This is a genomic window from Herbaspirillum sp. WKF16, from assembly GCF_028993615.1.
Taxonomy (GTDB): Bacteria; Pseudomonadota; Gammaproteobacteria; order Burkholderiales; family Burkholderiaceae_D; genus Herbaspirillum.
In genome coordinates, this window is record NZ_CP118632.1 from 2,671,800 (window position 1) to 2,685,650 (window position 13,851).

General features: G+C 65.1%; 8 protein-coding genes. 7 read left to right on the forward strand and 1 reads right to left on the reverse strand.

The features are described 5' to 3' along the window. Positions 1 to 116: 116 nt before the first annotated feature. From hmpA to Herbaro_RS12155, 3 genes are all read left to right on the forward strand, one after another. Complete coding sequence (gene hmpA / locus Herbaro_RS12145) at positions 117 to 1,310, forward strand: NO-inducible flavohemoprotein (RefSeq protein ID WP_275009889.1); 1,194 nt, start codon at positions 117 to 119, stop codon at positions 1,308 to 1,310. Between the two features lie 29 nt (positions 1,311 to 1,339). Next, complete coding sequence (locus tag Herbaro_RS12150; RefSeq protein ID WP_275009890.1) at positions 1,340 to 1,747, forward strand: hemerythrin domain-containing protein; 408 nt, start codon at positions 1,340 to 1,342, stop codon at positions 1,745 to 1,747. Positions 1,748 to 1,867: 120 nt separating this feature from the next. Beyond that, positions 1,868 to 2,215: a hypothetical protein gene (locus Herbaro_RS12155; RefSeq protein ID WP_275009891.1), complete on the forward strand. Its 348-nt coding sequence runs from the start codon at positions 1,868 to 1,870 to the stop codon at positions 2,213 to 2,215. A 24-nt stretch (positions 2,216 to 2,239) separates the two neighbouring features. On the opposite strand, the gene Herbaro_RS12160 is transcribed toward Herbaro_RS12155, so the two are convergent. Beyond that, the gene (locus Herbaro_RS12160) at positions 2,240 to 3,235 is read right to left on the reverse strand and encodes a 2-hydroxyacid dehydrogenase (protein ID WP_275009892.1); all 996 of its coding nucleotides are present in this window, start codon (positions 3,233 to 3,235) and stop codon (positions 2,240 to 2,242) included. A 390-nt stretch (positions 3,236 to 3,625) separates the two neighbouring features. On the opposite strand from Herbaro_RS12160, the gene tcuC reads away from it, so the two are divergent. The 4 genes from tcuC (at position 3,626) to Herbaro_RS12180 (ending at position 13,845) form a co-directional block, all read left to right on the forward strand. Beyond that, positions 3,626 to 4,912 carry an MFS transporter gene (gene tcuC / locus Herbaro_RS12165; protein ID WP_275009893.1) on the forward strand — a complete coding sequence of 429 codons (1,287 nt, stop codon included), beginning with the start codon at positions 3,626 to 3,628 and terminating at the stop codon, positions 4,910 to 4,912. A 375-nt stretch (positions 4,913 to 5,287) separates the two neighbouring features. Beyond that, entirely contained in the window at positions 5,288 to 7,516 is a 2,229-nt protein-coding gene (locus Herbaro_RS12170; protein WP_275009894.1) for an NADP-dependent isocitrate dehydrogenase, read from the forward strand. A 2,037-nt stretch (positions 7,517 to 9,553) separates the two neighbouring features. Next, complete coding sequence (locus Herbaro_RS12175) at positions 9,554 to 10,678, forward strand: hypothetical protein (protein WP_275009895.1); 1,125 nt, start codon at positions 9,554 to 9,556, stop codon at positions 10,676 to 10,678. A gap of 116 nt (positions 10,679 to 10,794) precedes the next feature. Continuing rightward, on the forward strand, positions 10,795 to 13,845 hold the full coding sequence (locus tag Herbaro_RS12180) for a ShlB/FhaC/HecB family hemolysin secretion/activation protein (RefSeq protein ID WP_275009896.1): 3,051 nt from the start codon (positions 10,795 to 10,797) through the stop codon (positions 13,843 to 13,845). Positions 13,846 to 13,851 lie beyond the last annotated feature (6 nt).

The following is a 13,851-nucleotide window of genomic DNA, read 5'->3' on the forward strand; positions in this document are numbered from 1 at the left end:
AAGAATCCAAGCCATTGATTTCATTGGGTATGGCGGCTGGCACAGCTCTTGTAATACCAAGGGCAAGTCCGGCCCTCCGGATGCTCGACCCTCCACTCCACCACTGAAAGGCCAGCATGCTTACCGATGCCCAACTCGCGATCGTCAAATCCACCGTCCCGCTGCTCGAATCCGGCGGCGAGGCGCTGACCACGCACTTCTACAAGATGCTCATGCGCGACTACCCGCAAGTGCGGCCGCTGTTCAACCGCACCCACCAGGCCAGCGGCGACCAACCGCGCGCGCTGGCCAACGGCGTGCTGATGTACGCGCGCCATATCGACCGCCTGGAAGCGCTGGGCCCGCTGGCCGCGCAGATCGTCAACAAGCACGTGGCGGTGCAGATCATGCCCGAGCACTATCCGATGGTGGGCGACTGCCTGCTGCGCGCCATCCGCGAAGTGCTGGGCGCCGAGATCGCCACCGACGCCGTGATCGAAGCCTGGGGCGTGGCCTACGGCCAGCTGGCCGACATCCTGATCGGCGCCGAGAAGCAGACCTACGACGCCAAGGCCGCAGCGCCCGGCGGCTGGCGGGGCGCGCGCAACTTCATCGTGGCGCGCAAGGTGGCCGAGAGCGGCGAGATCACCTCCTTCTACTTCCGCCCGCAGGACGGCGGCGCCCTGCTCGATTTCGAACCCGGCCAGTACATCGGCCTGCGCATGGTGGTGGACGGCGAGGAGCAGCGCCGCCAGTACTCGCTGTCGGCGCCGCTGAACCTGCCCGGCCAGCCGCCGCAATACCGCATCAGCGTCAAGCGCGAGGCGGCCGGCAAGGTCTCGCGCCACCTGCACGATGAAATCCACGAGGGTTCGGTAGTCGAGCTGTTCCCGCCCTCGGGCGACTTTTCGCTCGCAGCCGGCGACAAGCCGCTGGTGCTCATCAGCGGCGGCGTCGGCATCACGCCGATGCTGGCCATGCTGGACGCCGCGCTGCCCACCGGCCGCCCGATCCACTTCATCCACGCCGCGCGCGACGCCGGCGTGCACGCCTTCCGCGAGCATGTGGAAGAACTGGCCGCGCGCCACCCGCAACTGCGCCGCTTCTTCTGCTACGAGCGCGCCCGCGCCGGCGACGGCCAGGCCGACGCCGCCGGCATGATCGACCGCGCGCTGCTGCAGAGCTGGATGCCGGCCGCCACCGACGTCGACGCCTACTTCGTCGGTCCCAAGCCCTTCATGAAGGCGATCAAGCGCTACCTGCGCGAGATCGGCGTGCCCGAGGCGCAGAGCCGCTACGAGTTCTTCGGCCCGGCCGCCGCCCTGGACTGAAGCTATCCCCTATCGAACAAGGAAAAACCATGAACCTCGACAAATACCGCCGCGAACACGCCGACATCATCCACCACGTGCAGGAGCTCAAGCGGCTGACCGGGCAAGGCATCGCCGAGCAGGCCGCCGCCATCGCGCGCGAAGTCATCGCCATGAGTTCGGTGATCAAGCTGCACCTGTCGGTGGAAGACCGCTTCCTCTACCCGGCGCTGCAGCAGGCCGGCGCCGCCCTGGCCGCCAAGGGTCGCCAGTACCAGGAGGAGATGGCCGACATCGCCGCCCAGTACGGCCGTTTCTCGCGCCAATGGAACGACGCCCAGCGCATCGCCGAGCAGCCGGAAGGTTTCCGCGCCGATGCCAACCGGGTGCTCAAGGTGCTGTTCGACCGCATCGGCCGCGAGAACCGCGAGTTCTATCCGATGATCGAGGCCGGCTGAGTCCGGCCTGCGCAGCGGCAAGACGCCCGGCCCCGCCGGGCGTCCTTTATTGACCCCGGACAAGGAATGGCGCGATCCGCTCTGCTATTGTGGAGCGTCGCCACTACCGGGAGAAATGCCATGGAAGAGAAACTGGGCGCCGAGCGCCATACCCCCGGCGAATTCAGCCACGACCTGGAAGCGCTGGACATGGAGATCGTGCGCCACGCCGTGATCTGCCAGGTGCGCCTGTTCGATCCGGGCGTGATCGGCCATGTGCTCAACGACAACGCGCTGGTCTGCGGCGATCATCACCCGAAGGCCTTCGAGACCCTGCGCGGCCTGCTCTACCTGCACTTCGAGATGCAGAAGGAGTTGACCCAAGCCTATGGCGTGGCCAACGCCGAGCAGATCATCCACCGCGTGCGCGAGCACCTGTTGCCGCGCATCGGCGACCAGATGGACCTGCTGTTTCGCCCGGGTCGCTGAACGCGCACGGGCACCGGGCCGGCGTCAGGGGCGAACCTGGCGCTCGCCAAGATCCTGCCCGGCCTCGAATTCGGTGAGGTTGCGAATGGTAGTGTCCATGATCTGCCCGATCGCCTCTTCGGTGAAGAAGGCCTGGTGGCCGGTGACGATCACGTTGGGGAAGGACACCAGCCGCTGGATCACGTCGTCGGTGATCACCGTGGACGACAAGTCCTGGAAGAACAGGCTGGCCTCCTGCTCGTAGACGTCGATCGCCAGCCCGCGCAGGCGGCCGCTCTTCAATGCGGCGATGGCCGCCTCGGTGTCGACCAGGCCGCCGCGGCTGGTGTTGACCAGGATGCTGCCGGGCTTGGCCGCCGCCAGCGAGGCGGCATTGACGATGTAGCGCGTCTGCTCGGTCAGCGGGCAATGCAGCGACACCACGTCGCTGGCTGCAAACAATTGCGCATGCTCCACATAGCGTCCGCCCAGCGCCTCGAACTCGGGATTGCGGTGCACGTCGCTGCCGAGGATGGCGCAGCCGAAGCCGGCCATGATGCGGGCAAAGATGACGCCGATCTTGCCGGTGCCGATCACGCCCACGGTCTTGCCGTAAAGGTCGAAGCCCATCAATCCGTCCAGCTCGAAATTGCCCTCGCGCGTGCGCATGCTGGCGCGCGCGATCTTGCGGTTGACCGCCAGCAACAGGCCAACCGCGAACTCAGCCACCGAGTGCGGCGAGTAATCGGCCACGCGCGCCACGGCGATGCCCTGCCGGCTCGCCGCGCGAGCGTCGATATGGTTGAAGCCGGTCGAGCGCGTGGTGACGAAGCGCGTGCCCTGCGCGGCCAGTTGCGCCAGCACGGCGGCGCCGACGTCGTCATTGACGAACACGGCGACGGCTTCGCAGCCGGCGGCCAGCGCCGCGGTGTCCGGGCCCAGCCGGTCCTGCAGGAACAGCAACTGGTGGCGGCCATCTGCATTGGCGCGAGCCAACAGGGTCTGGTCATAGCGCCTGGCGCTGAATACGGCTGTCTTCATGGCGATCTTGTGCCTTTCCTCTGTCGATTTCCGTCGGCATCGTCGCGGCGGCGCGCCGCGATCGTCCTCCTGCATTGCACCACAATTGCGGCGCCTGCGCCTTGACGCAACGCAGGCCGCCGGCGACCCGCGGTTTGCGCGTTTTTTCCAAAATTCATGCGGTTTTTTAACGCCAACCCTTCATCCAGCTTTCGAAAAAACCGATATCTGCATCGCCGAGCCCGCCGCGCCGTTCGCGCGCCGGTTTTCGGGGATAGAATCGGCGGCGCAATAGCTGACAACACAAGAACCACCGAGAAAAGATCCTGACCAGAACCGGCGTCCCGCGCCGGCCGAGACAGGCGCAAGACCGGATACACGGTCCGCCAAACACACAATGAGGCACACATCATGAGTACATCCACATCTTCGCAATCGAAGCTTTCCACCGTGCTGCGCGTGACCAGCGGCAACTTCATGGAAATGTTCGATTTCTTCCTGTTCGGCTTCTACGCCACCCACATCTCGAAGGCATTCTTCCCCGGCGACAACGAGTTCGCCTCGCTGATGCTGACCTTCATGACCTTCGGCGCCGGCTTCCTGATGCGTCCGCTGGGCGCCATCATCCTGGGCGCCTACGTCGACCGCGTGGGCCGCCGCCAGGGCCTGATCGTCACGCTGGCGCTGATGGCGCTGGGCACCATGCTGATCGCCTTCGTCCCGGCCTACTCCTCGATCGGCGCCTTGGCCCCGATCCTGGTGCTGGTCGGCCGCCTGCTGCAGGGCTTCTCGGCCGGCGTGGAACTGGGCGGCGTGTCGGTCTACCTGGCCGAAATGGCCACGCCCGGCAACAAGGGCTTCTACGTGAGCTGGCAGTCGGGCAGCCAGCAGGTCGCCATCATCGTGGCGGCCGCCATCGGCTACGTGCTCTCGACCACCCTGACCCCGCTGGAAATCGGCGAATGGGGCTGGCGCATTCCCTTCTTCATCGGCTGCCTGATCGTGCCGGTGCTGTTCGTGATCCGCCGCTCGCTGCAGGAAACCGAAGAGTTCATGCGCCGCAAGCACCGCCCGAGCACCGGCCAGATCTTCCGCTCGATGCTGGAGAACTGGAAGCTGGTGATCGCCGGCATGATGCTGGTGTCGATGACCACCGTGTCGTTCTACCTGATCACCGTCTACACCCCGACCTTCGGCAAGAGCGTGTTGAAGCTGTCGACCGAGGCCAGCCTGATCGTCACGCTGTGCGTGGGCCTGTCCAACTTCATCTGGCTGCCCATCATGGGCGCCCTGTCGGACCGCATCGGCCGCCGTCCGATCCTGATCGCCTTCACCGTGCTGACCATCCTGACCGCCTACCCGGCCGTGAACTGGCTGGTGCATGACGCCAGCTTCAGCAAGATGCTCATCGTCGAGCTGTGGCTGTCCTTCCTCTACGCCAGCTACAACGGCGCGATGGTGGTGGCGCTGACCGAGGTGATGCCGGCCGACGTGCGCACCGCCGGCTTCTCGCTGGCCTACAGCCTGGCCACGGCGCTGTTCGGCGGCTTCACCCCGGCGATTGCCACCGGCCTGATCCACGCCACCGGCGACAAGGCGGCGCCCGGCATCTGGATGAGCGCGGCAGCCGTGTGCGGCCTGATCGCCACCTTCGTGCTCTACCGCAACAAGACGGCCGGCCAGGCGGTCGCGGCCTGATCCGGCGCGGCCAGTCTGCTGAAGCTATTGAAACGGGCCGCTTTCGAGCGGCCTTTTTTTCGTCCCGTTTTCCTCCGCCCGCGGGCTTTCGTTGCATGACATGCAACATCGGTATCAAGTCGCATGCAAAAAATTCTTCAAGTCTTATATAAGAGTTGAAGCATTTCCCCGCGCTTAGGAGTAAACTACCGCTGTTTTTTGCCGCGGCGTCCGACGGGACGACCTCAGGAGGCCGCCCGGGGAGACGAATTTCCTTCCGGAAAGCAGCCAGGGACATGCGGATGCCTCAGCCAAAAGCACACGAGACATCCACCGGCGGCAGCGGACGGATCACGCACCACAGCACACCAACACACCAACAGCAAGGACATCATCGTGACTACTGGCAACCCGACCATCATCTATACGCTGACTGACGAGGCACCTTACCTGGCGACGCATTCGCTGCTGCCCATCGTCAAGAAGTTCACCGCGCAAGCCGGCATCGACGTCGTCGAAAGCGATATCTCCGTGGCCGCGCGTATCCTGGCTGAATTCTCCGAGTTCCTGACCGATGAACAGAAAGTCCCCGACACCCTGGCCGAGCTGGGCGCGCTGACCCAGAAGCCGGAAGCCAACATCATCAAGCTGCCCAACATCAGCGCCTCGGTGCTGCAGCTGCAAGCGGCCATCCGCGAACTGCAGGCACGCGGCTACAAGCTGCCGGACTATCCGGAAAGCCCGGCCAACGACGAGGAAAAGGCCATCCAGAAGCGCTACGCCAAGGTCTCCGGCAGCGCCGTGAACCCGGTCCTGCGCGAAGGCAACTCCGACCGCCGCGCGCCCAACGCCGTCAAGAACTACGCCCGCAAGCACCCGCACTCGATGTCCAAGTGGAGCATGGCTTCGCGCACCCACGTGGCGCACATGCACGGCGGCGACTTCTACGCCGGCGAAAAGAGCCTGACCATCGAGAAGGCCGTGGACGTCAAGATGGACCTGGTCACCAAGTCCGGCGAGACCATCGTGCTGAAGCCCAAGGTCTCGTTGCAGGCCGGCGAAATCATCGACAGCATGTTCATGAGCAAGAAGGCGCTGTGCGCCTACTACGAAGAGCAGATGCAGGACGCCTTCGACACCAACCTGCTGCTGTCGGTGCACGTCAAGGCGACCATGATGAAGGTCTCGCACCCGATCGTGTTCGGTCACGCCGTGCGCACCTACTACAAGGACACCTTCGCCAAGCACGCCGCCCTGTTCGCCGAGATCGGCGTGAACCCGAACAACGGCATGTCCGGCGTGTACGAGAAGATCAACACCCTGCCGGAAGCCAAGAAGGCTGAAGTGCTGGCCGACCTGAAGGCCGACGAAGCCAAGCGCCCGCGCCTGGCCATGGTCGACTCCGCCAAGGGCATCACCAACCTGCACGCGCCCAACGACGTGATCGTCGACGCCTCCATGCCGGCCATGATCCGTGCCGGCGGCAAGATGTGGAACGCCGACAACAAGACCGAAGACACCAAGGCCCTGCTGCCGGAATCGACCTTCGCCCGCATCTACCAGGAAATCATCAACTTCTGCAAGACCAACGGCGCCTTCGACCCGGTCACCATGGGCACCGTGCCCAACGTCGGCCTGATGGCCCAGAAGGCCGAGGAATACGGTTCGCACGACAAGACCTTCGAAATCGCCCAGGCCGGTGTGGCGCGCATCGTCACCCTGGACGGCGAGGTCCTGCTGGAGCAGAACGTGGAAGAAGGCGATATCTGGCGCATGTGCCAGGTCAAGGATCCGGCGGTGCGCGACTGGGTCAAGCTGGCGGTCACCCGCGCGCGCCTGTCGGGCATGCCGGCGGTGTTCTGGCTGGACCCGTACCGTCCGCACGAAGCCGAGCTGATCAAGAAGGTCCGCACCTACCTGAAGGATCACGACACCAACGGCGTCGACATCCAGATCATGTCGCAGGTGCGCGCCATGCGCTACACCCTGGAACGCGTGATCCGCGGCCTGGACACGATCTCGGTGACCGGCAACATCCTGCGCGACTACCTGACCGACCTGTTCCCGATCATGGAACTGGGCACCTCGGCCAAGATGCTGTCGATCGTCCCGCTGATGGCCGGCGGCGGCATGTTCGAGACCGGCGCCGGCGGTTCGGCGCCCAAGCACGTGCAGCAGCTGGTTGGCGAAAACCACCTGCGCTGGGACTCGCTGGGTGAATTCCTGGCGCTGGCCGTGTCGATCGAAGACGTCGGCATCAAGACCGGCAACGCAAAGGCCAAGCTGCTGGCCAAGACGCTGGACGCCGCCACCGGCAAGCTGCTGGACAACAACAAGTCGCCTTCGGCCAAGACCGGCGAGCTCGACAACCGCGGCAGCCACTTCTACCTGGCCCTGTACTGGGCGCAGGAACTGGCCGCGCAGAAGGACGACGCCGACCTGGCCAAGCACTTCGCGCCGCTGGCCAAGGCCCTGGCCGAGAACGAGCAGAAGATCGTCGGCGAGCTGAACGCGGTGCAAGGCAAGCAGGTCGACATCGGCGGCTACTACATGCCGGACCGCGCCAAGACCTTCGCCGTCATGCGCCCCAGCGAAACGCTGAACAAGGCGCTGGACGCAGTCTGATCCATCTGGATGCGCGCCGGGTTGCGGCGCGTTGCCTGGCAAAGGGAGAAAGCCGCGAACGCAAGTCCGCGGCTTTTTTCTTGCCTGCTTGGTTTGTGGAGAGATGCGGTGGACGGCGCTGGGTTCCTGCTTTCGCAGGAACGACACAGAAGGAGGAACTTGATCTCTCGGTTGTACGAGTCCCTCACCTTCCTGTCGTCCCGGCGCAGGCCGGGATCCAGTGGCGTTTGTCATGCATCGATGACCGCTGAACGACGCTGGGTCCTGACCTTCGTCAGGACGACAGGGAAAGGATGGCATCAGCCTTCATCCGCTCAAGTGACCAACTGCTTGTCGTTCCTGCGACAGCAGGAACCCAGTGTCGTCCAACGGCCGGCGATGCGCAGCAAACGTCGCTGGATCCCCGCTTTCGCGGGGACGACAATGAGGAGATAGCCAATCCCTCTCCCTGTTCTAGCCCCTCTTGCCTGTCGTCCCGGCGCAGGCCGGGATCCAGTGGCGTTTGTCATGCATCGATGACCGCTGAACGACGCTGGGTCCTGACCTTCGTCAGGACGACAGGGAAAGGATGGCATCAGCCTTCATCCGCTCAAGTGACCAACTACTTGTCGCACCTGCGAAAGCAGCAACCCAGCGTCGTCCAACGGCCGGCGATGTGCAGCAAACGTCGCTGGATCCCCGCTTTCGCGGGGACGACAATGAGGAGATAGCCAATCCCTCTCCCTGTTCTAGCCCCTCTTGCCTGTCGTCCCGGCGCAGGCCGGGATCCAGTGACGTTTGTCATGCATCGATGACCGCTGAACGACGCTGGGTCCTGACCTTCGTCAGGACGACAGGGAAAGGATGGCATCAGCCTTCATCCGCTCAAGTGACCAACTACTTGTCGTTCCTGCGAAAGCAGCAACCCAGCGTCGTCCAACGGCCGGCGATGCGCAACCAACGTCGCTGGGTCCCCGCTTTCGCGGGGACGACAATGAGGAGATAGCCAATCCCTCTCCCTGTTCTAGCCCCTCTTGCCTGTCGTCCCGGCGCAGGCCGGGATCCAGTGGCGTTTGTCATGCATCGATGACCGCTGAACGACGCTGGGCCCTGACCTTCGTCAGGACGACAGGGAAAGGATGGCATCAGCCTTCATCCGCTCAAGTGACCAACTACTTGTCGCACCTGCGAAAGCAGGAACCCAGCGTCGTCCAACGGCCGGCGATGTGCAGCAAACGTCGCTGGATCCCCGCTTTCGCGGGGACGACAATGAGGAGATAGCCAATCCCTCTCCCTGTTCTAGCCCCTCTTGCCTGTCGTCCCGGCGCAGGCCGGGATCCAGTGACGTTTGTCATGCATCGATGACCGCTGAACGACGCTGGGTCCTGGCCTTCGTCAGGACGACAGGGAAAGGATGGCATCAGCCTTCATCCGCTCAAGTGACCAACTGCTTGTCGTTCCTGCGACAGCAGGAACCCAGTGTCGTCCAACGGCCGGCGATGCGCAGCAAACGTCGCTGGATCCCCGCTTTCGCGGGGACGACAATGAGGAGATAGCCAATCCCTCTCCCTGTTCTAGCCCCTCTTGCCTGTCGTCCCGGCGCAGGCCGGGATCCAGTGACGTTTGTCATGCATCGATGACCGCTGAACGACGCTGGGTCCTGACCTTCGTCAGGACGACAGGGAAAGGATGGCATCAGCCTTCATCCGCTCAAGTGACCAACTGCTTGTCGTTCCTGCGACAGCAGGAACCCAGTGTCGTCCAACGGCCGGCGATGCGCAGCAAACGTCGCTGGATCCCCGCTTTCGCGGGGACGACGGGGAGCGGGATAACTCGAACGCATGAAGATCCACGATACTGCCTCCACGATGCTCATTCCATACTTTTAAAATCTGCTGCTAGCGCGTTCCAGATATTTTACATAGCCAAACCACGCTCCTATAATCCGCTGCATCAATAACAACAACCAGCAGCAGGATTCCTGCCTGCGGAGGGAGACAGCAGCACCATCCTGCCGCGCGCACCTGCACGACCACAGCACCAGGCGGACTCAGGATCATGGCGGCACAGGAACAGACCCAGCAACACGGCGCCGGCGCGCGCAAGAACGCATCGCCCATTCACGGCAAGCTGGCGCGCCGGCTTGAGAACGCGGCCTCCTTCGCGCCCGGCATCGCCGCGCTGATCTTTACCCTGGTGGCACTGACCGTCCCCATGCTCCACGCCCGCGCCGCCGACGACGCCGCCCCCGCGCGCCAGACCATCCAGCTCGGCGCGCAGCAGCCCTACTCCTTCGCCGTCTACGCCAACAACGATCTCTCGCAGCCGCTCCAGGTGTCGCGCGCGGTGGTGTTGGTGCATGGCGTCAAGCGCAACGCCGATGACTATTTCGGCGTCGGCCAGCACCTGCTCAAGCAGGCCAGGCTGCCGGCCTCGGGCACGCTGCTGCTGGCGCCCAACTTCATGGTGCAGGCCGATGAAGGCGCGAGCTCCGCCATGCCGCTGTGGGGCGGCGGCACGTGGATGCAGGGCGAGGCGTCGGAACGCGGCGTCGAGGGCCTGAGCTCGTTCCAGGCATTGGAAGACATCGTGCACTGGCTGTCCGACCGCAAGCGCTTCCCGCAATTGAAGGAGATCGTGATGATGGGCCACTCGGCCGGCGCCCAGCTGATGCAGCGCTTCGCCGTGATGAACGACCTGGACGCGCCGCTGCAACAAGCCGGCATCGCCATCCGCTACATCATCTCCAGCCCGTCGTCCTATGTCTATTTCGAGGCGCATCGCCCGGACGGCGACGGCTTCGACCTGCCCAAGTCCATCATGTGCCCGGGCTACAACAACTACCGCTACGGCATCGACAATCCGCCCGAGTACCTGGCGCGCCAGCACCTCTCCGGCCAGCAGCTGTTCGCCCGCTATGCCGCCCGCAACATCACCTACATGGTCGGCGCGCGCGACAACAACGGCAACCACCGCTACCTGGACAAGGCCTGCGGCGCGGCCATGCAGGGCAGCAACCGGGTCGAGCGCCAGCTCAATTTCGTGCGCTATGAAGCGTTCCTGTCGGCGCAATGGAAAGTCGCCGTGAACCATCCGGAATTCCAGGTGCCGGGCGCGGCGCACGAGGCCGACAAGCTGTTCCGTTCGGAAGAGACGGCCCTGAAGCTGTTCCCGCAGCGCTGAGCGATGCGGCATTGAAGTGAAGCGGCACGCGCGCCGGAGGGCGCGCGCGAGGAGGAGCCGGCCCAGCACAACAACAACCAGGCCGGTTGCGACATAACTAAAACAATCGAGACACCATGAAGAAGCTCCGATTTTCCGGGGCCGCGCGGCATACGCTGGCGCGGCGCATATTCACGCTGATGGCGGCCGCGCCCGTCTTGCCGCTGCTGCCGGCGGACGCCCTGGCGCAGAGCGCCCAGCCCTCCGCCGGCAGCATCTTCGAAAGCAACCGCGGCGCGCTCTCTCCCGCCGAACGCACGCCCGCGCAGCAGCAACCGCGCGTGCGCATCGAGAAGGAAAGCGAACCCGGCGACGACAGCCAGCCCCCGGCCGGCGGCGACCTGCGCGTGCATGTCGCCGGCTTCAAGCTGTCGGGCAACGCCTCGCTGCCCGAGGCGCGCCTGCAGGCCGAGCTGGCATCGCTGGTCGGCCAGGAACTCGACTTGCGCGGCCTGCGCGAAGCGGCCGCCCGCATTACCGCGCTGTACCGCGCCGAAGGCTACCCGGTGGCGCGCGCCTACCTGCCGGCGCAAGAGATCGCCGGCGGCGTGGTCGCCATCGGCGTGCGCGAGGGCGTGATCGGCGCGGTCAGCGCCGAGACCGATCCGCATACCCGCCTGGGCAAGGATACGCTGCAGCACTTCATCGACGCCCTGCATCCCGGCGACGTGATCCGCGAGGCCGACCTGGAACGCGTGCTGCTGCGCCTGTCGGACATCGCCGGCGTCACGGTGCGCGCGGTGCTGCGTCCCTCCTCCACCCCGGGCGCGGCCGACATCGTGCTCAAGCTCTCCGAGATGACGGCCTGGACCGCGCGCGCCTCCTTCGACAACTATGGCAACTACTACAACGGCGCCAACCGCCTGTCGGCCAACCTGTCGCTCAACGACACCCTGGGCCTGGGCGAAAGCTTCACGCTCAACACCCAGGACTCGTTCGAAGGCCTGCGCATCGCCGGCCTGGGCTACTCGATGCCCATCGGCGCCACCGGCGTTTCCATCGGCGCCAACTTCGCCGAGCTGCAATATGAAGTCGGCAAGAACCTGAAGACGGCGCAGGCCAGCGGTTCGGCCAAGGTCTCGACCTTCTTCGCCAACAGCTCGCTCCTGCGCAGCCGCAACGCCAACATCAACCTCGGGCTGGCGTCCGAGTACCGCCATTTCCAGGACATCACCTCGGCCACCGTGGTCAACAAGTCGTCCAACTTCAACAGCGCCACGCTCTCCGGCGACTGGCGCGACGGCCTGCTGGGCGGCGGCAGCAGCCTGTGGAGCATCCGCGCCGGGCGCGGTTCGCTGGACAAGGAAACGCCCAACGACGCCGCGCTCGACCGCATCACCGCCAAGGCCGCCGGCAACTACAAGAAGGTCAATGTCGGCTTCTCGCGCCTGCAACAGCTGGGCGGCGGTTATGCGCTGCTCGGCTCGATATCGGCGCAATGGGCCGACAAGAACCTGGACGCCTCTGAAAAAATGAGCCTGGGCGGCCCCAATGGCGTACGCGCCTATCCGGTGGGCGAAGCCGCCGGCGACGAAGGCGTGCTGGCGCGGCTGGAACTGCGCAAGCGCCTGGGCATGATCGGCGGCGCCGTGGCCGAGGGCGTGCTGTTCGGCGACGCCGGTCGCGTCACCGTCAACAAGACGCCATGGGACAGCAGCGTCAACCGCCTTTCGCGTTCCGGCTACGGCGTGGGCCTGAACCTGTACCACAAGGACATCGTGATGAACGCCGCCTTCGCGATCTCGCCCGGCGTCGATCCGACCACCGAGCAGCGCAACGCGCGCCGGGTGTGGGTCTCGGTCTCCGGTTCGCCCAAGGCCTTCGCGGGACTGGCCAGCGATCTCGGCGGCAAGGGCGAGGATTTCGAGGAACCCGAAACCGCCTTCGTGCTGTACGGTTCGCTGGGCCTGGTGCCGGAATACGTCAGCCGCTACGGCGCCACGCCGCAGGCCGCCGCCAACCAGAGCCAGCTGGCCACGCCCAACGGACGCAACATGAACAGCTTCTGGCGCGTGCGCGACAACGTCTCCTATGTCGGCGCCCACAGCGGCGTGCAGCTCTATGAGCAATGGAAATTCCTGTGGCAGCTGGAGCTTGGCCTGACGCTGAACTACACCAACCGCAGCGACCCGTCGGTGCCCGACTGGACGCATGCGCAGGACCTGCGCAACACCGGCGTGGCGCTGAACAATCCCTCCTGGGGCACGCTGATGTACGGCAACTGGGATACCCCCATGAAGGAGAGCATGACCTCGCTCGATCCCTTCCAGGGCCGCACCAGCGCCGCGCACTACAACCTGATCGGCTCGCCCGGCTTCGTCACCAGCATCACCAAGAACTCCGGTCCGGTGGGCACGGCCAACAGCTCCAATAACGATGACGCCGCCTTCAACCGCCGCCAGGCCGGCATGTTCGCCTACTGGACGCCCAAGTGGAACGGCCTGCAGGCCAAGATCGCCCTTTCCGACAACAGCATGAAGGCGGCCGACGACGTCTCCACCGGCTACATGTACAGCGGCAGCCTGACCTGGGAATACGGCGGCCTGACCGCGGTGGTGTCGGCCGAGCAGCACATCAACTACTTCGGCATCGCCAGCCTGGGCCGCAATGCGCGCGGCGTGGGCAGCAACACCGCGGTGACCGCCGGCACCTCGTCGTCGGACTTCAGCTTGCGCTACGGCCTGGCGTACGACTTCGGCGCCACCAAGGTCTCGCTGATCGCCGACGACCTGTCCTACTCGGAATACGGCGTCGTCAATACCAGCACCACCTCCACCGACATGCAGAACTATCGCCGCCGCGCCTACATGCTGGGGCTGTCGCACAAGATCCGCGACTGGACGCTCCTGGCCAGCGCCGGCCGCGCCCTGCCCGGCGAGTGCAGCATGATCTCGGGCAACGGCGTGAAATGCTCCACCGAGGGCATGGGCGCCAGCCAGCAGGCCTACGGCTTCTCCTACGCCTGGAGCAAGCAGCTGCGCCTGTTCGGCCAGTACGTGATCCTGCGCAACAACGCGCTGGCCAACTATAACTACGCAGTGTCGGGCGTGCTCGGCGCCTCGGGCTTCTCGCCCGGCGTGGGCACCGCCATCCGCGCCATCGGCGTGGGTGCGAACTACTCCTTCTGAAGACGC

Coding starts and splice junctions, on each gene's coding strand:
- Herbaro_RS12155 (WP_275009891.1), top strand. CDS start 1,868: ATGGAAGAGAAACTGGGCGCCGAGCGCCATACCCCCGGCGAATTCAGC.
- hmpA (WP_275009889.1), top strand. CDS start 117: ATGCTTACCGATGCCCAACTCGCGATCGTCAAATCCACCGTCCCGCTG.
- Herbaro_RS12160 (WP_275009892.1), bottom strand. CDS start 3,235: ATGAAGACAGCCGTATTCAGCGCCAGGCGCTATGACCAGACCCTGTTG.
- Herbaro_RS12150 (WP_275009890.1), top strand. CDS start 1,340: ATGAACCTCGACAAATACCGCCGCGAACACGCCGACATCATCCACCAC.
- Herbaro_RS12175 (WP_275009895.1), top strand. CDS start 9,554: ATGGCGGCACAGGAACAGACCCAGCAACACGGCGCCGGCGCGCGCAAG.
- Herbaro_RS12180 (WP_275009896.1), top strand. CDS start 10,795: ATGAAGAAGCTCCGATTTTCCGGGGCCGCGCGGCATACGCTGGCGCGG.
- tcuC (WP_275009893.1), top strand. CDS start 3,626: ATGAGTACATCCACATCTTCGCAATCGAAGCTTTCCACCGTGCTGCGC.